The organism is Amycolatopsis sp. NPDC003865 (assembly GCF_053605345.1).
In genome coordinates this window covers 55,376-75,888 of record NZ_JBSGJA010000016.1, presented here as the reverse complement: position 1 = coordinate 75,888, position 20,513 = coordinate 55,376, and the positions used below count along the sequence as shown (strand labels likewise).

Annotated in this window: 22 protein-coding genes; 11 read left to right on the top strand and 11 right to left on the bottom strand. The window is 71.6% G+C overall.

Going from position 1 to position 20,513, the window contains the following annotated elements; all coding sequences use genetic code 11:
• Positions 1-50 precede the first annotated feature (50 nt).
• From ACWEVP_RS32750 to ACWEVP_RS32725, 6 genes are read left to right on the top strand one after another with little or no spacing between them, the layout of a single operon-like run.
• Entirely contained in the window at positions 51-1,070 is a 1,020-nt protein-coding gene (locus tag ACWEVP_RS32750) for an ABC transporter substrate-binding protein (protein WP_452066422.1), read from the top strand.
• Positions 1,067-1,840, top strand: coding sequence for an ABC transporter ATP-binding protein (locus ACWEVP_RS32745; protein ID WP_452066421.1), 774 nt, complete (start codon positions 1,067-1,069; stop codon positions 1,838-1,840). The genes ACWEVP_RS32750 and ACWEVP_RS32745 overlap by 4 nt, the downstream gene beginning before the upstream one ends.
• The gene (locus ACWEVP_RS32740) at positions 1,837-2,679 is read left to right on the top strand and encodes an ABC transporter permease (RefSeq protein WP_452066420.1); all 843 of its coding nucleotides are present in this window, start codon (positions 1,837-1,839) and stop codon (positions 2,677-2,679) included. The genes ACWEVP_RS32745 and ACWEVP_RS32740 overlap by 4 nt, the downstream gene beginning before the upstream one ends.
• Positions 2,676-3,989, top strand: a complete 1,314-nt coding sequence (locus tag ACWEVP_RS32735; RefSeq protein ID WP_452066419.1) for an LLM class flavin-dependent oxidoreductase — start codon at positions 2,676-2,678, stop codon at positions 3,987-3,989. Before ACWEVP_RS32740 ends, ACWEVP_RS32735 begins: the two co-directional genes overlap by 4 nt.
• Positions 3,986-4,882 carry a TauD/TfdA dioxygenase family protein gene (locus ACWEVP_RS32730; protein ID WP_452066418.1) on the top strand — a complete coding sequence of 299 codons (897 nt, stop codon included), beginning with the start codon at positions 3,986-3,988 and terminating at the stop codon, positions 4,880-4,882. The genes ACWEVP_RS32735 and ACWEVP_RS32730 overlap by 4 nt, the downstream gene beginning before the upstream one ends.
• Positions 4,883-4,934: 52 nt before the next feature.
• Positions 4,935-5,873 (top strand): alpha/beta hydrolase, encoded by a 939-nt coding sequence (locus tag ACWEVP_RS32725; RefSeq protein WP_452066417.1) that lies wholly within the window; start codon positions 4,935-4,937, stop codon positions 5,871-5,873.
• Here the strand turns inward: ACWEVP_RS32725 and ACWEVP_RS32720 are convergent.
• Entirely contained in the window at positions 5,824-7,011 is a 1,188-nt protein-coding gene (locus ACWEVP_RS32720; protein ID WP_452066416.1) for an amidohydrolase, read from the bottom strand. The two genes, ACWEVP_RS32725 and ACWEVP_RS32720, sit on opposite strands and share 50 nt — an antisense overlap.
• Before the next feature lie 79 nt (positions 7,012-7,090).
• On the opposite strand from ACWEVP_RS32720, the gene ACWEVP_RS32715 reads away from it, so the two are divergent.
• Positions 7,091-8,551, top strand: a complete 1,461-nt coding sequence (locus ACWEVP_RS32715) for an aminotransferase class I/II-fold pyridoxal phosphate-dependent enzyme (protein ID WP_452066415.1) — start codon at positions 7,091-7,093, stop codon at positions 8,549-8,551.
• A gap of 20 nt (positions 8,552-8,571) precedes the next feature.
• Here the strand turns inward: ACWEVP_RS32715 and ACWEVP_RS32710 are convergent, their stop codons facing one another.
• The 3 genes from ACWEVP_RS32710 to ACWEVP_RS32700 all read right to left on the bottom strand — a co-directional run bounded on the left by ACWEVP_RS32710 (position 8,572) and on the right by ACWEVP_RS32700 (position 10,363).
• A complete protein-coding gene (locus tag ACWEVP_RS32710; protein WP_452066414.1) occupies positions 8,572-9,465 on the bottom strand; it encodes an IS982 family transposase in 894 nt (297 codons plus the stop codon).
• A gap of 62 nt (positions 9,466-9,527) precedes the next feature.
• Positions 9,528-10,007, bottom strand: coding sequence for a hemerythrin domain-containing protein (locus tag ACWEVP_RS32705; RefSeq protein ID WP_452066413.1), 480 nt, complete (start codon positions 10,005-10,007; stop codon positions 9,528-9,530).
• An 8-nt stretch (positions 10,008-10,015) separates the two neighbouring features.
• Positions 10,016-10,363 (bottom strand): hypothetical protein, encoded by a 348-nt coding sequence (locus ACWEVP_RS32700; protein WP_452066412.1) that lies wholly within the window; start codon positions 10,361-10,363, stop codon positions 10,016-10,018.
• A 98-nt stretch (positions 10,364-10,461) separates the two neighbouring features.
• Between ACWEVP_RS32700 and ACWEVP_RS32695 the strand changes: the two genes are divergently transcribed.
• A complete protein-coding gene (locus ACWEVP_RS32695) occupies positions 10,462-11,550 on the top strand; it encodes a carboxylate-amine ligase (protein ID WP_452066411.1) in 1,089 nt (362 codons plus the stop codon).
• Here ACWEVP_RS32695 and ACWEVP_RS32690 read toward each other — a convergent pair.
• On the bottom strand, positions 11,547-11,942 hold the full coding sequence (locus tag ACWEVP_RS32690; protein WP_452066410.1) for an STAS domain-containing protein: 396 nt from the start codon (positions 11,940-11,942) through the stop codon (positions 11,547-11,549). The two genes, ACWEVP_RS32695 and ACWEVP_RS32690, sit on opposite strands and share 4 nt — an antisense overlap.
• A 133-nt stretch (positions 11,943-12,075) precedes the next feature.
• On the opposite strand from ACWEVP_RS32690, the gene ACWEVP_RS32685 reads away from it, so the two are divergent.
• The gene (locus ACWEVP_RS32685; protein ID WP_452066568.1) at positions 12,076-13,188 is read left to right on the top strand and encodes a carboxylate-amine ligase; all 1,113 of its coding nucleotides are present in this window, start codon (positions 12,076-12,078) and stop codon (positions 13,186-13,188) included.
• A 9-nt stretch (positions 13,189-13,197) separates the two neighbouring features.
• The gene (locus ACWEVP_RS32680; RefSeq protein ID WP_452066409.1) at positions 13,198-14,190 is read left to right on the top strand and encodes an iron-containing redox enzyme family protein; all 993 of its coding nucleotides are present in this window, start codon (positions 13,198-13,200) and stop codon (positions 14,188-14,190) included.
• On the opposite strand, the gene ACWEVP_RS32675 is transcribed toward ACWEVP_RS32680, so the two are convergent.
• Together ACWEVP_RS32675 and ACWEVP_RS32670 are read right to left on the bottom strand one after the other, a co-directional pair.
• A complete protein-coding gene (locus tag ACWEVP_RS32675; protein ID WP_452066408.1) occupies positions 14,175-14,384 on the bottom strand; it encodes a CDGSH iron-sulfur domain-containing protein in 210 nt (69 codons plus the stop codon). The genes ACWEVP_RS32680 and ACWEVP_RS32675 overlap by 16 nt on opposite strands.
• Positions 14,371-15,081 carry a methyltransferase gene (locus ACWEVP_RS32670; protein WP_452066407.1) on the bottom strand — a complete coding sequence of 237 codons (711 nt, stop codon included), beginning with the start codon at positions 15,079-15,081 and terminating at the stop codon, positions 14,371-14,373. Before ACWEVP_RS32670 ends, ACWEVP_RS32675 begins: the two co-directional genes overlap by 14 nt.
• Before the next feature lie 166 nt (positions 15,082-15,247).
• Here ACWEVP_RS32670 and ACWEVP_RS32665 point away from each other — a divergent pair, with 166 nt between their 5' ends.
• The gene (locus ACWEVP_RS32665) at positions 15,248-15,403 is read left to right on the top strand and encodes a hypothetical protein (protein ID WP_436392435.1); all 156 of its coding nucleotides are present in this window, start codon (positions 15,248-15,250) and stop codon (positions 15,401-15,403) included.
• A gap of 42 nt (positions 15,404-15,445) precedes the next feature.
• On the opposite strand, the gene ACWEVP_RS32660 is transcribed toward ACWEVP_RS32665, so the two are convergent.
• The 4 genes from ACWEVP_RS32660 to ACWEVP_RS32645 form a co-directional block, all read right to left on the bottom strand.
• Positions 15,446-17,299, bottom strand: a complete 1,854-nt coding sequence (locus ACWEVP_RS32660; RefSeq protein WP_452066406.1) for a CheR family methyltransferase — start codon at positions 17,297-17,299, stop codon at positions 15,446-15,448.
• Positions 17,300-17,310: 11 nt separating this feature from the next.
• Positions 17,311-18,081, bottom strand: coding sequence for an ATP-binding protein (locus tag ACWEVP_RS32655; RefSeq protein ID WP_452066405.1), 771 nt, complete (start codon positions 18,079-18,081; stop codon positions 17,311-17,313).
• The gene (locus ACWEVP_RS32650; RefSeq protein ID WP_452066404.1) at positions 18,078-19,094 is read right to left on the bottom strand and encodes a chemotaxis protein CheB; all 1,017 of its coding nucleotides are present in this window, start codon (positions 19,092-19,094) and stop codon (positions 18,078-18,080) included. Before ACWEVP_RS32650 ends, ACWEVP_RS32655 begins: the two co-directional genes overlap by 4 nt.
• An 81-nt stretch (positions 19,095-19,175) precedes the next feature.
• Positions 19,176-20,450 (bottom strand): ATP-grasp domain-containing protein, encoded by a 1,275-nt coding sequence (locus tag ACWEVP_RS32645; RefSeq protein WP_452066403.1) that lies wholly within the window; start codon positions 20,448-20,450, stop codon positions 19,176-19,178.
• Between the last annotated feature and the right edge of the window lie 63 nt (positions 20,451-20,513).

Here is a 20,513-nt window from a genome sequence, read left to right as displayed (position 1 = left end):
CCCGAACAATCGTGGCAACCCCGCCGACTCCCGGAACGGACGAAACCACCGTGAAGAAAATCCTGCCCCTGTTCGCCGCCGCCGCGGTGCTGCTGGTCGGCTGCGCTTCGGCGACGGCCACCGGCACGCCCGGGCAGCCGGAGAACCTCGAACTGCGCTACCAGGGCAGCGCGAACGCCGTGACCCTGCCCGAGCTCGCCGAAGACCTCGGCTACTTCGGCCCGGTCAAACTGAAGTGGGTCGGCAACACGATCAGCGGCCCGCAGGACATCCAGTCCGCGGCCACCGACCAGACCGACTTCGGCGGTGCCTTCACCGGCGCGGTCGTCAAGCTCGTCGAAGCGGGCGCGCCGGTGAAGGCGGTCGTCAACTACTACGGCTCCGACGACAAGGCGTTCATCGGCTACTACACCGAAGAGGACAGTCCGATCCGGACCGCCCGCGACCTGATCGGCAAGAAGGTCGGCGTCAACACCGCGGGCGCGAACCTCGAAGCCGCGCTCGACACCTGGCTGAAGGGCCAAGGCCTCTCCGACGACGAGATCAAGCAGGTGCAGCTGGTCGTCATCCCGCCGGTGAACGCCGAGCAGGCCCTGCGCAACGGCCAGCTCGACGTCGTCGCACTGCAAGGGATCCTGCAGGACCACGCCGTCGCCGCCGGCGGGGTCCGAGCGCTCTTCAGCGACGTCCAGGCGTTCGGCCCGTACAACGGCGGCCCGTACGTGCTGCGCACCGACTTCATCAAGAAGTACCCGGAGACCACGAAGATCTTCGTCTCCGCCGTGGCGAAGGCGATCGAGTGGGAGCGCACCACACCCCGCGAGCAGGTGATCGCGCGCTTCACGAAGATCATCCAGGCCCGCGGGCGCAACGAGAACACCGACACGCTCAAGTACTGGAAGAGCGTCGGCATCACCCGCGGCGGCCTCATCGCCGACAAGGACTACACGCTCTGGGAGCCGTGGCTGAAGCAGCAGGGCTACATCAAGGGCGACCGGATCGACACCTCGAAGCTCTACACCAACGAGTTCAACCCCTACCGCGACGGCGCCCCGGCGGTGACCCAGTGATCAGCATCCGGGCGGTCACCAAGACCTTCGGCGCGCTCACCGCTCTCGACGAGGTCTCCCTCGACGTCGCCGACGGCACCTTCCTCTCCCTGGTCGGGCCGAGCGGCTCGGGCAAGTCGACGCTGCTCGACCTCCTCGGCGGGCTCACCACCCCGACGTCCGGTGAAGTCCGCATCGACGGCGAACCGGTGCGCGGCCCCGGGCTCGACCGCGGCGTCGTCTTCCAGCAGTACGCGCTGTTCCCGTGGCGCACCGCCCGCGCCAACGTCGAGTTCGGCCTCGAAGGCGGGCCGCTCGGCAAGCGGGAGCGGGCCGAGCGGGCGCGCGAATACCTTTCCCTGGTCGGGCTTTCCGGCTTCGAAGACCGCTACCCGCACGAGCTGTCCGGCGGGATGAAGCAGCGGGTCGCGATCGCCCGCAGCCTCGCCTACGACCCCGCCGTGCTGCTGATGGACGAGCCGTTCGCCGCGCTCGACGCGCAGACCCGCGAACAGCTGCAGGACGAGCTGCTGCGGATCTGGCGCCGCACCGGCAAGACGATCGTCTTCATCACCCACGGCATCGACGAAGCCGTCTACCTGGGCCAGCGGGTGGCCGTCCTGACGTCCCGGCCCGGGCGGCTCAAGGCCGTCGTCGACGTCGAGCTCGGCGACCGCTCCGGTGACGTCCGCTCCGACCCGGCGTTCGGGCGGCAGCGGCACCGGCTCTGGGAACTGCTGCACGACGAGGTCCGCAAGGCGGCCGAACACGAACGGAGCGCGGCCGGATGACCACCACCCTCGAGAAGCCGTCCGTCCACATCGGACCGGATATTCGGTCACCGAAGCCGCGGCGGGTCCGGAAGAAGCTCACGCGCGCGGTGCACGCGTCCGCCGCCGTCGTGCTGTTCGTCCTGCTGTGGGAGCTGGTCCCCCGGTTCGTCCTCGACGAGGGCACCCGCACGTTCCTCCCGCCGCTGTCGGAGGACCTGCAGGCGCTCTGGGAGCTCACCCTGGACGGACAGCTCGCCGACCACCTGCTGGCCAGCATCGGCCGGTCGGCCGCCGGGTTCGCGATCGCCGTCGCGGTGGCGGTGCCGCTGGGGCTGCTGATCGGCTGGTACCGGCCGGTGGCGCGGTTCCTGCAGCCGCTGCTCGAACTGGCCCGCAACACCGCCGCGCTGGCGCTGCTGCCGGTGTTCACGCTGCTGCTGGGCATCGGCGAACTGTCCAAAGTGACCTTGGTCGTCTACGCCTGCGTGTGGCCGGTGCTGCTCAACACGATCGCCGGCGTCAACACCGTCGACCCGCTGCTCGTGAAGGCCGCCCGGTCGCTCGGGCTGTCCAGCCCGCGGCTGTTCCGGAAGGTGATCCTGCCCTCGGCCGTGCCGACCGTCTTCACCGGCATCCGGATGGCGGCGTCCTCCTCGATCCTGGTGCTGGTGGCGGCCGAAATGGTCGGCGCGAAGGCCGGGCTCGGCTACCTCATCAACACCAGCCAGGTGAACTTCCAGATCCAGCAGATGTACGCCGGGATCATCGCGGTCTCGGTGCTCGGCGTGCTCGTCAACGCCGGCTTCGTCGGCCTCGAACGGCGGTTCTCGACCTGGCGTCCCAAGGAGAAAGCATGATGCACCTCAACGCGTTCGTGATGCCGAACGGCCACCACGAGGCCGCCTGGCGGCACCCGTCGACCGACCCGCACCGGGCCCGGACGCTCCAGCACTACGTGGACATCGCGCGGACCGCCGAGCGCGGCAAGCTCGACTCGCTCTTCCTCGCCGACGGCGTCGCGCTGTGGGGCAACGTCAAGCACAACTCCCACAGCCACTTCGAACCGTTGACGCTGCTGTCCGCGCTCGCCGCGAGCACGGTCCACATCGGGCTCATCGCGACGGCGTCCACGACCTACAACGAGCCCTACCACCTCGCGCGCAAGTTCGCCTCGCTCGACCACCTCTCCGGCGGCCGGGCGGGCTGGAACATCGTCACGTCGGCCGGCGTCGACGAAGCGCGGAACTTCAACCTGGCCACCCGGCCCGCCCACGCGGCGCGCTACGACCGGGCCGAAGAGTTCATCGAGGTCGTCAAGAAGCTCTGGGACAGCTGGGACGACGACGCCGCGGTCGTCGACCGGCCGAGCGGCGTCTACGCCGACACCGACCGGATCCGCGCGATCTCCCACGACGGGCCGCACTTCCGGGTGCGGGGACCGCTCAACATCGAACGCCCGGTCCAGGGCCACCCGCTGCTGGTGCAGGCCGGCTCGTCGGAGACCGGCAAGGAGTACGCGGCCCGGCACGCCGAAGCCGTGTTCACCGCGCAGCAGACTTTCCCCGAGGGCAAGGCCTTCTACGACGACGTCAAGGGCCGGCTGGCGAAGTACGGCCGCACGCCGGAGGAGATCAAGATCCTGCCGGGCATCTCGCCGATCCTCGGCCGCACCGAAGCCGAGGCGCGCGAGCGCGAAGCCGAGCTGAACGCCCTGATCACCCCGGACTACGGGCTGCGGCAGCTGTCGAAGATGCTCGACCACGACGTCACCGGCTACCCGCTCGACGGCCCCCTGCCCGACGTCGGCAGCTTCACCGAGGGCGGCCAGAGCCGGTTCGAGCTGGTCGTCGGCCTGGCCCGGCGCGAAGATCTCACCATCCGGCAGCTGCTGGAGCGGCTGGCCGGCGGGCGCGGGCACCGCGTCTTCGCCGGAACCCCGGTCCAGGTGGCCGACGAGCTGGAGGCCTGGTTCACCGGCGGCGCCGCCGACGGCTTCAACGTCATGCCGCCCACCCTGCCCGGCGGGCTCGACGACTTCGTCGACCTCGTCGTCCCGGAGCTGCAGCGGCGCGGGCTCTTCCGCACCGAGTACTCCGGCGCCACCTTGCGCGAGCACTACGGCCTCGCGCGTCCCGTCAACCGCAACCGAGTGAAGGAACCCGCATGACCGCGATCAGCACCGACGTCCGCAAGCTCACCGGAACCATCGGCGCCGAGATCATCGGCCTCGACCCGGCCGGGGACCTCGACGCCACCCAGGTGGCGTTCCTCACCGACGCCCTGCACGAGCACAAAGCGCTCGTGTTCCGGAACACCGAGCTCGACGACGAGGGCCAGCAACGGTTCGCCGCGCGCTTCGGCGAGCTGACCAAGGCGCACCCGACGGTGCCCGCGGCCGACGGCGCGCCGACGATCCTGCCGGTGGACAGCGAACTGGGCCGGGCCAACCACTGGCACACCGACGTCACGTTCGTGCTCAATCCGCCCAAGGCCAGCACGCTGCGCAGTCTCGTGGTGCCGCCCTACGGCGGGGAGACGCTGATCGCGAACGCGGCCGCGGCCTACCGGGACCTGCCGGAGCCGCTGCGCGCGTTCGCCGGCACGCTGCGGGCGGTGCACACCAACGACTACGACTACGTCCAGCCGCCCGAGACCGTGGACGAGCGGGAACAGGCCCGCCGGGCCCAGTTCGTCTCGCGCGAGTACCGGACCGTGCACCCGGTGGTGCGGGTGCACCCGGTGACCGGCGAACGCGGCCTGTTCATCGGCGGGTTCGCGCAGCGGATCGAAGGGCTGTCGGTGAACGAGTCCCGCGATCTGCTGCGCCTGCTGCAGTCCTACGTCACGCGGCCGGAGAACGTCGTGCGCGTGGCGTGGGAGCCGAACCAGCTGGTGCTGTTCGACAACCGGATCACCCAGCACTACGCGATCGACAACTACGACGGCCTCCCCCGCCGCCTCAACCGCGTCACGGTCGCCGGCGACATCCCGGTGGGCCTCGACGGGCGGCCGAGCGAGTCGCTCGAAGGAGACGCGTCGCACTACACCTCCGTCGCCTAGTTAGGTCCCGTCCGGGCTCGGGTACCCGGGCCCGGACGGGAAGGAGTTCGTGGTGGTCAGCGTGCAGGCGAAGGTCAGGATGGGGTTGCTGCGGGCGTCGGGCCAGAAACGGTTCTACGACAACGCCTCCGCGCTGCACCACCGGCTGCCCCGGCACCAGAAGCCGTCGATGGCCCGGCCACCGCGCAGGATCCGGCGGCGCTGCGACGTGGAGCAGCACGAAGTGAACGGCTTCCCCTGCTTCACGTTCCGGCCGCGCGGGGGCGCGGCCGGCGACCTGCACGTCCTGCACCTGCACGGCGGCGGGTACGTCGAACAGGTCGAGAAGCACCACTGGAAGTACGCGGCCGACCTGGTGGCGCGGCTCGGCTGCGCGGTGACGCTGCCGGTGTACCCGCTGGTGCCGCACCACGACCACACCGCGACGATCCCGATGGTGCAGGCGGCCTACGACGGGATCGACGCCGGACGCGTGGTGGTGACCGGCGATTCGGCGGGCGGCGCGCTGGCGCTGGCGATCGCGCAGAACCTGCGGGCCGGCGGCCGGCCGCAGCCCGAGCGGCTGATCCTGTACTCGCCGTGGCTGGACGTCCTGCTCGAGGACCCGGTTTCGGAACTGCTCGACGAGACCGACCCGATGCTCGGCATCGCCGGGCTGCGCGAAGCGGGCCGGATGTACACCGAGGGGACCGACCCGCACGACCCGCTGGTCAGCCCGATCCACGCCGACCCGGCCGGGCTCGCGCCGATCACGCTGTTCATCGGCACGCGGGACGTCCTGCTGCCGGACTGCCGCCGGTTCCGGGAGCGGGCGAGGGAGGCCGGGACCGAGGTGGACTACCGCGAGTACAGCGGGATGTTCCACAACTGGCTCATGCAGGCGATCCCGGAAGGCGTCGAGGCGATGAACCACGTCGAACGGCTCCTGCGCCGCCCGCCGGTCAGCGGCCGTTGCGCTCCAGGTCCCGGAAGCAGTCCCACGCCCGGCTGACCAGCGCCGGGTGGGTGCACAGGTCGATCGTCGTCCGGGCCAGGGCCGCCGCGGACGCCAGCATCGCCGACCGGCCGCGCGGGCTCGCCGCGGCCGCCGCGAACTCCGCCGTGTGGTCGGAGTACTCCTCCGCCGTGATCGCCACGAAAGGGTGAATCGCCGGGACCCGGACGCTCACGTCGCCGATGTCGGACGACCCCAGGTACACCCCCGGCGCGGGCGGGGTCGCGTGGATGCCGCACGCCGCCAGGTGCTCGGTGAACCGCTCCGACAGCACCGGGTTGTCGCGGAAGTGCGCGTAGCCGCGCCCGAGGCGTTCGACGTCGACCTTCGCCCCCGTCGCCAGTGCCGCGCCTTGGGCGCACGTCGCGACGTCCTCGGCCAGGCGGTCCAGCGCGTCGGTCGTCAGGGCGCGGAGGCCGAAACGGCCTTCGGCGCGGTCGGGGACGATGTTCGTGGCCTCGCCGCCGTGGGTGATGATGCCCTGGACGTGCGAACCCGCCGGGAGCCGCTGGCGCAGGGCCGAGACCGCGCCGAACGCCTGGATCAGCCCGGCCAGGGCGTCGATGCCGGCTTCCGGGTCGCCGGTCGGGTGCGCCGCGCGGCCGTGGAAGGTCACCTTGAGCTCGACCTGCGCGGTCAGCGGTGCCCACGACCACGAGTGCACGCCGGGGTGGACCATCAGGGCCGCGTCGACGTCGTCGAAGACACCCGCCTCGGCCAGCGCCACCTTGCCGCCGCCGCGTTCCTCGGCCGGGCAGCCGACGGCGAGCAGCGATCCCGGCTCGTCCGCCAGCACCTCGCGGGCGGCCAGGGCGGCACCGAGCCCGGCGGCGGCGATCAGGTTGTGCCCGCACGCGTGCCCCAGCCCCGGCAGCGCGTCGTACTCCATCAGCAGCGCCACGCACGGCCGGCCGCTGCCCGCCCGCGCGACGAACGCCGTGGGCAGCCCGGCGACGCCGGTCTCCACGGCGAACCCGCCGGTGGCCAGCTCCCCGGTGAGCCGCTCCGCGGCCGCGTGCTCCTCATAGGACAGCTCCGGCCGCTCGTGCAGGTCGGTCGCGACCGACCACAGCCGGTCCGCCAGCGCGTCGATCCGCTCGTCGGCCCGCTCGTGCAGCTCTTCGTGCCACTCCATGCCCACCGGAATACCCCTACCACGCACGGCCACACCACGGGGGTGTTTCACCCGGCCGGCTTCCGGCTACCCGCGCGGAATGGACCACAGCAAGGCACCGGTGCTCGAAGCACTGCGCGACTACCACCGGATCGGGTACGTCCCGTTCAACGCGCCCGGCCACAAGCAGGGCCGGGGGATCGACCCGCGGGTCGTCGAGGTCGTCGGCGCCGACGTGTTCAGGTCCGACGTGATCGCGCTCAACGGCCTCGACGACCGGCTGATGCGCCGGGGCGTGCTGGCCGAGGCCCAGGAACTGATGGCCGACGCGGTCGGTGCCGAGCACACGTTCTTCTCCACCTGCGGCAGCTCGTTGTCGGTGAAGAGCGCGATGCTGGCGGTCGCCGGCCCGCACGAGAAGCTGCTGGTGCCCCGGCACGTCCACAAGTCGGTCATCTCCGGCCTGATCGTCAGCGGCGTGCAGCCGGTGTGGGTGCGGCCGCACTGGGACGCCGAGCAGCGGATGACCCACCCGCCGGGCGTCCGGGAGTTCGCCGAAGCGTACGAGCGCGACCCGGAGGTCAAGGGCGCACTGATGGTCACCCCCACCGACTACGGCACGTGCGGCGACCTCCGCGCGGTCGCCGACTGGTGCCACGAGCAGGGAATCCCGCTGATCGTGGACGAGGCGTGGGGCGCGCACCTGCCCTTCCACGACGGCCTGCCGCCCTGGGGCATGGACGCGGGCGCCGACGTGTGCGTCACGAGCGTGCACAAGATGGGCGCCGCGGTCGAGCAGAGCTCGGTGTTCCACCTGCAGGGCGACCGCGTGGACCCGAAGGTGCTGAAGGCGCGCGAGGACCTGCTCGGGACAACCAGCCCCAGCTCACTGGTGTACGCGGCCCTCGACGGCTGGCGGCGGCAGATGGCCGAGCAGGGCAAAGAGCTGCTCGACGGGGCGCTGCGGCTGGTGACCTCCGTGCGCGGCCGGCTGGGCGAGCTCGGTCTCACCGTGCTGCACGACGAGTTCCTCGGCCCGGACCTCGCCGACTCCGTCGACCCGCTCAAGGTCGTGCTCGACCTGGACCCGCTGGGCATCAGCGGCTACCAGGCCGCCGACTGGCTGCGCGAGCACCAGCACGTGACCGTGGGCCTGTCCGACCACCGCCGGATCGTCGCGCAGTTCACCCATGCCGACGACGACGGGACGGCGGCCACGTTGGTCGACGCGCTCGGGGCGTTGCTGAAGGCCGCGCCGTCGTTCGAGAAGCCGCCGTCGGTGGAGATCCCGCCGCCGCACGAGTTCGAGCTGGAGACGGCGATGCTGCCGCGCGACGCGTTCTTCGGCCGCACTGAACAGGTGCCACTGTCCGAAGCGCCGGGCCGGATCGCGGCGGAGATGATCACGCCCTATCCCCCGGGCGCCCCCGGCGTCCTGCCGGGCGAGGTGCTCACCGAGCCGATCCTCGGCTACCTGCGCAGCGGGCTGGGAGCGGGCATGGAACTGCCCGACCCGGCCGACTCCGAGCTGAAGTCGGTCCGGGTCGTGGCGCGGAGCTAGACGAGTAATGCGTAACTCAGTCAGTGGTCGTAGGCGGTCAGTGATCGGGTGATGGGTTGGCCGGTGGCGCGGTTGTGCCAGATGGCGGCGGTCAATGCGAGGAGGCGTTGGGCGACGCGGACGCCGACGCCGTCGATGGTGCGGCCGCCGTGTTGTTCGAGGTTGAGTTGGCCTTTGAGGGTGTCGTTGACCGACTCGATGAGCTGGCGGATGGACTTGAGCAGCGGTTCGCCGGGGTGGGGTGTGCGGTTGCGGTAGGAGGGGCGGATCAGCCGGACCCCGCGCTCGGCGAGGTAGTGGTCCAATTCGCGGGAGACGTAGCCCTTGTCAGCGATGATCAGCAGCCCGGGCCGGTCGGTGAGCAGGTGGGGTTCGTGGTTGCAGATGGCCATGAGTACCTGTCGCTCGTCGACTTTCGGGTCGGCCAGGACCCAGGCGATCGGGAGTCCGGCCGGGGTGCAGACCAGATGCAGCCGCAGTCCCCAGAACCAGCGCGAGTGGGAGCGGCAGAAGCCGTACTTGGCCCAGCCGGCCAGCTCCGAACGTTTCACCGTCGGCCGGGATCGGCCGCATTCGACCGGGGTGGAGTCCACGATCCAGGTCGTGTCGGTCCACAGGTCGGTGTCCGCCGCGAGCCAGCGCATCACGTGTTTGATCAGCGGCAACGCGGCACGCAGGCGGCGGTTGTAGCCGGATTGGCCGGGCAGGTAGCGGAACGCGCCGGGCATCCGAGCCGGCAGGAACCGCAGCCAGCGGGCCTCGGAGGTGAACCCCAGCAGCGCCTGGGCCACGGCCAGGGTGACCAGTTCGGCGTCGGTCAGCTTTGGCGGTCTGCCCGTTCGGCGCCTGCCTGCGAGGTGGTCGTCGATCTTGACGTAGAGTGCGGTGAGAAGGGTGTTCAGGTCTGTCGTCACAAACGGATCTTGGACACCCTTCGCCTGTCTCTGGTCACCACCCAGACTTACGCATTACTCGTCTAGGCCTTGGCGCTGGTGAGGTCGAGGGGATTCTTGGGCGCGTCACCGCGGGCGTCGATCATCCGCTGCCCCAGTTCCTGGAGCTTCTTGCGGCCCATCGCCGACCGGACCTCCGGGAACCACTCGTCCTCTTCCTCCTCGACGTGGTGGCGGACGTTCTCGGTCAGCACCGTCACCTTCGCGTCGAACGTCTCGTCCTGGGGGTCCATGCCCAGCAGCTCGGACAGCATCCACACGACGACGTGGTGCTCTTCCACGCTCTCCAGCACGTGGTCCTTCGTCTCCGGCACGGCTTCGCGGGCGGCCGGGTAGAAGATCTCCTCCTCGATGTACGCGTGGACTGTCAGCTCTTCGATGATCGAGTCGGCGATCCGGCGCTTCTCGGCGTACGCCTCCTCACCGGCCTTCTCGAACTCCTTGAAGAGCTTCTCCACGGTCTTGTGGTCGTTCTTGAGCAGCACGATCGCGTCGGTCGACATCGGTGTCCTCACGGTGCGGCCAGGTCCCGCAGGGTGACCTGGGCGTTCTCCAGTTCCTTCGTCATCAGCAGGGCCACGGTCCGGGCGTGGGCCAGTGCCCGGCCGGCTTCCCCCACCGCGTCCCACGTCGCCGCGACGGCGTCCCCGCTCACCCGGCCGGCCAGCAGGCCCTCCTCCAGCCCGCCTTGCAGCGCGGGCAGCAGGCAGGCCAGGTCGCCCGCGAGCAGCCGCAGGGCGACCAGCACGCGGTACACCTCGGCGGGTGAGTCGAGTTCGCCGTCACCGAGGCTGCGGGCGAGCCGGCGCAGGGTGGCCCCGGCGTCGGCGGCCAGCAGTGACGGCGTGGGAGCGTTCATGCCGGGCCGATTACCCGCTCCCCGTCCGGGAAAACGCCGTTTGCGCAGGCACGCGCCCGGGTATTCCGTCCGCTCCCCGACCCGCAGGAGTAGCCCCGGTGAATCCAGACGTGCTGACCTTCGGCATCGAAGAGGAGTTCTTCGTCGTCGACCGGCGCGGCCACCTTTCGCAGGCAGGCGACGACGTCGTCGACGCCGCGGAGGCCGCCGAAGACGCTCCCGGCGAACTGCAACACGAGCTGAACCTGTCCCAGGCGGAAGCCGCGACCGACGTCTGCGGCACGCACGCCGAAGCCTTGCGCCAGCTGAGCGGGCTGCGCGAAGACCTGGCCAAGGCGGCCCGGGCCCGCGGCTACCGCCTGCTGCCCGCCGGCGCGCCCCCGCTGGCCGAAGCGGAGCCGCCGAAAATCACGCCGAACCCGCGGTACCAGCGGATGGCCGAGCACTTCGGCGCCACCGCCTGGACTTCGCTCACCTGCGGCTGCCACGTGCACGTCGCGATCCCCGGCAAGGCGAGCGGGATCGACGTCCTCAACAGCGTGCGGCCGTGGCTGCCCGTCCTGCTCACCATCACCGCGAACTCGGCGATCGTCGACGGCTACGACACCGGCTACGCCAGCTGGCGCTACCACCAGTGGAGCCGGTGGCCTTCGGCCGGGCCGCCGCCGCGGTTCGCCTCGCTCGACGAGTACGAGAGCATCGTCGACGGCTGGCTGCGCAGCGGCGCCATCCTGGACCGCGGGATGATCTACTGGGACGTCCGGCTTTCGGAAAAGCAGCCGACGCTGGAGTTCCGCATCTCCGATGTCGCCGCGACACCGTCGGAAGCGGTGTTGCTGGCGGTACTGGCCCGCGGGCTCGTCGCGACCGCGCTGGACACCGGCGGCCCAGCGCCGGAACTGTCGAACGAAGTGCTGCGCGGCCGGCTCTGGCGGGCGTCGAAGGAGGGCGTGACCGGCTCGTGCCCGCATCCGCGCACGGGTGACCTGGAGCCGGCGAAAGCGGTGCTCGAAGACCTGATCGCGCTGACGGCCCCCGCGCTGGAGGCGGCGGGCGACCTGGAGTTCGCACGGGAGGGGATCGCCCGGCTGGTCGCCGAAGGCGGCGGCGCCGACCGGCAGCGCCGCGCCTTCGCGGAGAAGAACCGGGCCGAGGCCGTAGTCGACCTGCTGACCGGTGGGGACTAGGACTTCGGCAGCGGATCGGCACCCAGCCGGCCGAGCAGGTCCAGCGCGCGCCCCACGGCGCGGGACTCGCCGGGGTCGACGACGAGGTGCACGCCGGCGTCATCGGCCAGCAGGTGCGCCCGCTGAAGCGCCCGAATGCCCGCCGTGCCGAGGAAGGAGACTTCGCCGAGGTCGACGCGAAGGGTGGCGGGCCGGGCCAGGACGTGCGCGGCCAGGGTTCCCTGCAGGTCCGGCGCCGTACACGCGTCGATGTCGCCCGCCACATGGACGACGATCGCGTCGGCGCTCTTCCAGCGGACCTCGCTGTGCAGGTCGGCGGGCGCGCGCGGCGAAGGCAATTGATGGGCCGGCGAGGCCGTCGGAGCCTCTCCGCGCCGGAAATGAGTAGTCATGAGAAGTCAGGTACCCGATTCGCGGCGACGGCCAAACAACGCCCGGCGGGGGCGCATTTCCGGGACCGGAGCGGGTAATCGCCGGCGAGCTTCCCGCGGAAGGAGCCCGCCCGTGTCCGACGGTCCGCCCACCATGGGCGTCGAAGAAGAGTTCTTGCTGGTCAACCCGCGTACCGGGCACGCATCGCCGGGCGCGGAGGCGGTGCTGGCGCGGTACCGCCACCACGGTCCGTTGCCGGAGGGCGCCCGGGTGCACCGCGAGCTGCGGCTCACGCAGATCGAGGCCGCCAGCGGCGTCTGCACCACCGCCGGTGAGCTGCGTGACCAGCTGACGGCGGCCCGGCGGGTGCTGGCCGGCGCGGCCGCGGCCGAGGACTGCGCCCTGCTGGCCACCGGCACGCCGGTCGGACCCGGGCCGGCGACGGCGGCGCCCGCGGCCACCGGCCGCTACGCCGCCATCGATGCCGCTTACGGCGCGGTGGTCACCGACTACGAGGCCTGCGGCTGCCACGTCCACGTCGGGGTCGGCGACCCCGACACCGCGGTCGCCGTCGTCAACCACCTCGGCCGCTGGCTGCCCACCCTGCTCGCGCTCTCGGCCAACGCGCCGTTCGACCACGGGCGCGACACCGGTTACCACAGCTGGCGGATGGTGCTGCAGTCCCGGTTCCCCGGCTCCGGTGTCGCGCCGCACCTGCGGGACCACGCCTCCTACCGGCGGTTGGTCGGCACGCTCGTCGACTGCGGCGCGCTCGTCGACCCGGACCAGACGTTCTGGCTCGCCCGCCCGTCCGGCCGGTTCCCGACGGTCGAGTTCCGCGTCGCCGACACCGCGCTGACCGTCGACCACGCCGTGCTCCAGGCCCTGCTGAGCCGGGCGCTGGTGCGACAGGCGCTGGCCGACCTCGCCGCCGGGCGCGAGGCCGCGCCGCTGTCGCCGCAGGTGAGCGCGGCCGCGGTGTGGGCCGCGGCGCGGCACGGGCTGACCGGCCTGCTCGTCGACCCGATCGAGGAGACGCGCGGCCCGGCGTGGTCGCGGGTCGAGGCGCTGCTGGAGCACGTCCGCACAGCGCTCGAAGACAGCGGCGACCTGGCCGAGGTCCAAGCGCTCGTCGCGGCCCTGCGCGCCGACGGGACCGGCTCGGTGCAGCAGCGCGCGGTGGCGGGGCGCGGGACGGCGGAAGCGGTGCGGTGGCTGACCGCGCGGACCGTCCCGCCGGGGCATGGAACGCGGCTGACCGGGTAAACCCCGGCCATGACGACCTTCGCCGCCACCTTGCCGGCCTCCCGCGGTCCGCTTTCGGGCTCCGTCCGCCGGACTCTGCTGCGCGAACAGCCGCGCGCGGACCTGGAGTTCGACGGCCTCGCGGACGCCGACCCGCTCGGCGACGACCTCCAGCTCGCCCTGCACCTGTGCTACGAGCTGCACTACCAGGGCCTGCCGGGCGTCTCGGCCGACTGGGAGTGGGACCCGGAACTGCTGCGGCTGCGCGGGGCCCTCGAGGCCCGGTTCCTGGCCGCGCTGCGCGACACCGTGCCGGGCGGCGACGACGTCGCCGCCGAGCTCGACGCGCTGCTGGTCGAACCGGTCGACGCCGAAGGGGTTTCGCACTTCCTGCGCGACCACGGCGACTGGGACCAGGTGCGCGAGTACTTCACGCACCGCTCGATCTACCACCACAAGGAAGCCGACCCGCACGCGTGGGTGATCCCGCGGCTGCGCGGTCGCGCCAAGGCGGCGCTGGTGGCGGTGGAGTTCGACGAGTACGGCGGCGGCCGCGCGGAGCTCGCGCACTCCCGCCTCTACACCGACCTGCTGCGCGCCGCGGGCCTGCCGGACGGCTACCTCGAGCTGATCGACCGGGTGCCGGGCACGATGCTCGCGGTGGTCAACATGATGTCGCTGTTCGGCCTGCACCGGTCGCTGCGGGGCGCGCTGTGCGGGCACTTCGCGGCGGCGGAGATCACGACGGCGCCGTCGGCGACGCGGCTGGACCAGGCGTTGCGGCGGCTGGACGCGCCCGAAGCGTGCCGGTTCTTCTACACCGAGCACATCGAGGCGGACGCCGTCCACGAACAGGTGATGCGGCACGACGTGCTCGGCGACCTGCTCGAGCGGGAGCCCGGGCTGGCCGCCGACGTCGTGTTCGGGATCCAGGCGACGGAGTTCCTGGAGGGCCGCTTCGGCGCGGGACTGCTGGAGAGCTGGCGCGCCGGGCGGTCGTCGCTGCGTCAGCCGCCGGGCTGAGCCCGGACGCGCTTGCGGTGGCTCGTGTCGCAGAAGGGGAACCGCTTGCTCCGGCGGCACGCGCACACCGCGACGACGAACCGGTCGGACGTGACGACGTCGCCGTCGGGCGTGCACAGCTCGACCGGTCCCTCGACGAGGATCGGTCCACCCGGAACCACGGTGACGCGGCGGGGACGGTCAGCGTTCGGCACGCAGCACCACCAGCTCTTCCATCCGCTGCCCCGGCTCGATCAGGCCGGCGGCCTCCAGGAACGCCCTCCGTCCGGACAGGACCGGGCCGAACGGGATGCGCGCGGTCCGGTCCACCTCGGCCCGGAGCCCCTGCGCGGCCAGCATCTCCAGCGACTTGTCCACACCGGACAGTGCGGAGTGGACGATCAGCAAGGTGCCGCCGGGCCGCAGCAGCGTGCCCGCCTGCGCGCAGAGCGGGTCGAGCACGGCACGGCCGTCCGGGCCCGCGTCCCAGCCGCGGGTCGAGCGGACCGTGGCGGCCGGGGACGGCACGTACGGCGGATTCGCGACGACGACGTCGAACGGCCCCTCCCCCAGCGCGGTCGTCAGGTCGCCGCGGCGGGGCCGGATCCGCAGGCCCCGGGTGAGGGCGTTGAGGCGGACCGACGCGAGCGCGCGACGGGAGAGGTCCAGTGCCAGTACGGTTTCCGCGCCGCGGCGGGCGAGCGTGAGTGCCTGCGCGCCGGTGCCGGTGCACAGGTCCAGAGCCCGCGCTCCGGACGGGATCGCCAGGTCGGCGATCGCGGCGGCGAGCAGGGCGGTGTCTTCTTGGGGGCGATAGACGCCCGGGAGCCGCAGCAGCCGCGGAGCGGGCCGGAGGACGACGGGCCGGGCGGCCAAGGGGCCCGGGCGGACGGGTTCCGCCGACGTGGTCATCTCGGTCTCCTTCGCCTCGCCGCGGCCCCGGCGCATCCGCCGGCGGACGTCCGCGTCGCCCCGGGCTACCCGGCGAAGATCGGGGCAAACGGATCGGCCGCGGGGTGGTTGAACGGAAACCGGCGGGGTAACCGCCTGCGGAAACGACTCCGGAGGAGGATTCGAGATGACATCGCAGGACCGCACGCAGCACCCGACGGACCCGGCCGAGGGCGAAGACCCGCACGGCGACACCCCCGAGGCGCAGCGCGAGACCCTGCGCGGGGAACAAGGTACGTCGAGCGGCGACCAGCACGACGACAGCGACCCGCAGTCCGGCTGACGCGCGGCACCCCCGTGACGGCGTCCCCGCCTGGTCCGGTGGCTACGTGGCCGGCGCGGCTTCCTCCATCATCAGCAGTGCGCCCTGGCTGTCGCCGTTCGCGCCGCGCAAGGCGCTGCAGCGCAGCCTGACCACGGTCGCCCGGCCGCGGCGGTTGATCGCCTCCAGCGTGACCTCGGTGTGGAATCCCGCGTCCGCCAGCGCGTCGCGGACCGCCGGGCGCAGGTCCGTCAGCGGCAGCCCGATGTCCAGATTGAGCAGGTGCGTCCCTTCGGCTTCTTCGCGGCGCACACCCCAGAGATCTTCGGCGCCGCGGTTCCACGCCTTGACCCGCATCTCGCGGTCGACCACCACGATGCCCGCCTGGACCGACGTCAGCACCGACTCGAAGAACTCGTTGACCTCGTCGAGGTCGAGGCTGCGCTCGCGCAGGGCGTCGTTGATCGTCTGGAGCTCGTCGTTGGTCGACTGCAGCTCCTCGTTCATCGTCTCCAGCTCTTCGTTGGTGGACTGGAGCTCCTCGTTCGTGGTCTCCAGCTCCTCCACCGTGGACTGGAGCTCCTCGTTCGTGGTCTCCAGCTCTTCGTTCGTCGACTGCAGCTCTTCGTAGGCCGACTCCAGCTGGCGGTTCGTGTGCTCCAGTTCGGTGAGCAGCTGCCGTGCCCAGCTGACGTCGTGGAACACCACGGACACGCCGAGGAGCTTCTTCTCCTTGCCCACCAACGGGTTGACGTGCACCTCGTACCAGACGACCTCGCCGGCCCGGCGCCACTCGACGTCCTTGATCCGCAGCGACCGGCGCTCCAGCCGCGCCTGCTCGACGTACGCGCGCAGCGCCACCGGCCGGTAGGACACGTCGAGGTCGCGCAGCGGGCGGCCGATGTCGCGTTCGGACAGTCCGAACGCGACTTCCGCCTGCGCGTTGACGAGCGCGGTGACTTCGTCTTCGGTCACCACGATCTGCGCCACCGGGCTCGCCGAAAAAGCGTGCTCGCGCAGCTCGTCCAGCCCGGAGATGTCGCGGGTCCGGCGCTGCGGGAAGCCCGTGGAGATGAAGTGGTTGTAGCTGACCGGGGCGTTGACGGCCTTGCGGAACACGCGGCGCTTGAGGTCGAGGGGCTCGAAGATCCGGGCGTGCGAAAGCAGCATCTCGGCCTTGCCGAGGAACAGCATGCCCTTGGGGGCGAGCGCGAAGTGGAACCGCTCGAGGATCTTCGTCTGCGTCTCGGCGTTGAAGTACATCAGCGTGTTGCGGCAGACCAGCAGGTCGATGCGCGAGATCGGCGCGTCCTGCACCAGGTCGTTGCGGCCGAAGATCACCGAGCGGCGCAGGTCCTTGCGGAAGCAGTACCGGCTGCCCTGCAGCTCGAAGTACTGCTCCAGCTGGTCCTCGGTCAGGCCCTCGACCTCGGCGGGCGTGTAGGCCGCGTGCCGGGCCTGCGCCAGCGCCTCGTCGTCGACGTCGGTGGCGTAGATCTTGACCCGCTGGCGGAACGCGTCGACGCCGATGGCGTCGGCGAAGAGCATGGCGAGGCTGTAGGCCTCCTGACCGCCCGCGCACCCCGCGCTCCACACCCGGATCGGCTCTTCCGGGCTGCGCTCGGCCAGCAGGCCGGGCAGCACGTGCTCACGCAGGTACTCCCAGGCGTCGGGGTCGCGGAAGAACCCGGTGACGTTGATCAGGATCGTGTTGAACAGCGACACGAACTCCTCGGAGTTCACCTGGAGCTGGTCGATGTAGTCGGTGTAGTTCTCGACACCGATCTGGCTCATCCGCCGGCGGACGCGCCGCATCAGGCTGCTCCGCTTGTACCCGGTGAAGTCGAAGCCCCGCGACTCCTTGAGGTAGGCGAGCACCGACTCGAATTCGCCGTTCGGCTCCTTGGGCTCGGTCACGGTGCGACACGCTACCCGCCGTCGCCGTCACCGGGCGGAGCGGCACGCCTGGTGAGCACCGCCCAGACGACCTTGCCGCCGGACCACGAGCGGTTGCAGCCCCAGACCTTCGCCACCTGGGCGACCATGCGCAGGCCGAGCCCCGGTTCGAGGGCCCCGAGCCGTTCGAGCAGGACCGCCTGCTTCCGGTCGTCGTCGCTCACCGCGACGCTCAGCAGGCCGCCCCGCAGCTCCAGCCGTACCCGCGGGGCCGACTCGGTGTGCCGGATGACGTTCTCGACGAACTCCGTGACCACGAGCAGGGCGTCGTCGGCCAGGTCCGGGACCGCCCACTCCGTGCAGACCCGGCGGACGAAGTCGCGGGCGAGCGCCGACGAGTTCGCCGACCGCGCCAGCAGCTGCGCGGCCCGGCGGCGCGGCGGCACCAGCAGCCGGTCCTCGGCGCTTTCGCGGTCGACGAGCACCGGCACGAAGCGGTCGACGGTCCGGTCGGCGAACATCGTCCGGTGCTCGGCCTGGCCGGTGACGACGCTGAACGGAATGCCCGGCCAGTCCCCGATCCGCATCGCGACCAGCGAGAACACCGTCACGAGGGCCGGGTCGCGGATGATCAGCCCGTCGATGTCGGCGATGAGCCCGTCGGGGGCCTCCGCGGCGATCTTGAGCAGCCCGTCGCGCAACTGGGGGTACGACTCGATGTCGAGGACCCCGGAGACGAGCGCGGTGGTCGCGCCTCTCCGGTACTCGGGTTCCAGCTGCACGCGCCCGGCCGCGGCGGTCATCGTCCGGACTCCTCCGGCGCCTCCGCCGGCAGCGAAAGCAGGAACTTGCGCAGGGCCTCCGCGGCTACGGCACATTCCCGCTGCGTCGACGCGTACCGGCCCGCCAGCAGGTAGTGGTTGCGGTGCTCCGCGTCGTCCCGCAGGCGTTCGGCCAGCCCCGCCTTTTCGTCGAGCGAACGCAGCGCCGTCCAGAGCGCCCGTTCGAACTCCGTGTCGTGCGCACCCAGCAGCGCTTCGGCCGACCACGCGTGCCCGATCCGGCAGCGGTACTGCCCCATGGGGTCGGTCTCCAGCAACGGGCCCTGGCAATCCGGGCAGGTGTACCCGGCGGTCGGCAGGTCCGCGCTCGGCGGCACGGCGCCGAGCCGGACGCCGTCGCGGGCGATCCGGTCCTCCAGCAGCAGGGCGCCGGACGGCGGCGGCGTTTCGGCGGGCTCCAGGGGGACGCGGGCCAGCTTGTCCAGTGCCGCGCCGAGTTCGCCGACCGGGAGGACGAACTCCGCATCCACCGCCGCCAGCGCGCTCTGGGGCATGCCGGAGTACAGAGCGTCGCCAGGATCCTGGACGACGGCCAAGCCGCCGCGGTCGACGATCGCGCGCAAGCCCGCGGCGCCGTCGTCGAGCGTGCCGGAGAGGACCACGCCGATGGCGCGCCGTCCGGCCGTCACCGCCGCCGAGCGGAAGGTCGCGTTGATCGCCGGCCGGTGTCCGTTCTCCGTCGGTCCCCTCGTCAGGATCACCGATCCGTCGGCGATCAGCAGATGCCGGTCCGGCGGCGCCACGTAGATCACCCCCGGCCGCAGCGGCGCGCCATGGGTGGCGGGCAAAGCCGGCAGCGGGCCGGCACGGTCGAGGATCATGGGCAGCGCGCTGCGGGCCCCCGGGGGCAAGTGCATGGTCACCAGCAGCGTGGCGGGGAAGTCGGCGGGCAGCGACCGGACCAGCGCGCGCAGCGCCTCGACCCCGCCGGCCGACGCCCCGGCGACCACGACGTCCCGCCGGACTGCGGGCACGGTGACCACCTCCTCGACCACCACGGTAGACCTGGGGACGCCCGGCGGATAGCCCACCCACGGCCGGTCGAAACGTGATCGTCACCCTTCGTCGAACTCGAACCGCAAGGCGTCCACGCACGCCTGGTACTTCTGCGTCAGCTCGTGCTCGGTGTGCGCCGCCACGAACAGCTGCGCCAGCTCGAAGCTGTAGCTGTCCTGTTCCGGCAGCTCCGAAAGCCGCTGCCCGGCCTCGGGCACGATCTCGATCTGCGTGCCGTCGATCCGGTCCTCGATCGCCGCGACCTCTTCCGGGGTCGGCACGCGCGTGGCGACACCGTCCTCGAAGCGGCGCAGGTACCACTTCCCGGCGATCTGGTACTTGCCCTTGCCGGCCCGGCGGCCGGGATCCTGGCCGAGGCCCAGGCGCACCATGATCTCGTGGTTGGCGACGCCGTCGACGAACTCGAACAGCTCGGCGTGCGACTGCGAGTGCCGCGGGTTGATCTCCAGCAGGCACACCTGCCCCGATTCGGGGTCGCAGAAGAATTCGATGCTGAAGGTGCCGTTGTCGTAGCCGATCTGCTTCATCACGCGCTCGGCCACCTCGCGCATCCGCCGCACGGGCTCCTCGCCGAGCTGCGACGGGTACTGGTGGCGCAGGAACGACGAGCTGTCCGGGTAGTTGATCGAGTCGAGGGCGCCGTAGACGACGACTTCGCCGTGGTAGACGTAGCCCTCCACGGCCGCCTGGACGCCGTGCAGGGCCTCTTCGGCCAGGCAAGCCGCCCCGCCCACCTCGGCGATCTCCGGCGGCAGCCGCACCTGGTCGAGCACGTACCCGAACGGTTCGCCGACCCGGCCGACGCCGGCCCGGATTTCGGCGACCGCGTCGGCGAACTCGGCCTCGTCCCCGGCCTTGAACGCGAGTTCGGAGGAGAACGACTTGACCGGCTTGAGCCACATCGGGAAACCCACGCCGCGGGGCGGCGCCGGGTGCTCGTCGTCGAGGTCGACGATGCCGAAGTTCGGCAGCTCGTCGATCACCTTGCGCTGCTCCAGCCGGCTCCAGTACTTGTGCTCGCACTTGAGCACCGCCTCCAGCGACAGGCTCGGGAGGCCGTACCGGGCGCACAGGATCGGCACGAGCGTCGCCGCCGGGAAGTCCCAGTAGGTGACGATCGCGCCGACGTCGCCGTCGAAGGCGTCCAGCTGGTGCTGCGCCGTCTTCAGCAGCGCCTCGAAGTCGATGTCGCCGTGCTGCAGTTCCTCGGGAGTCAGCAGGCCGTGGAAGTCGTACGTCCCGGCCCACGGCAGTCTCTGCAGGACGCGCTGGTTCTCTTCGTCCAGCCCGACCACGAAGATGTTCGTACTCATGTCCGGTGGCCTACCCGGCGCTCCCGGGCCGAAACGGTCCGGCCGGCCGAGTTTCGGCGTGCC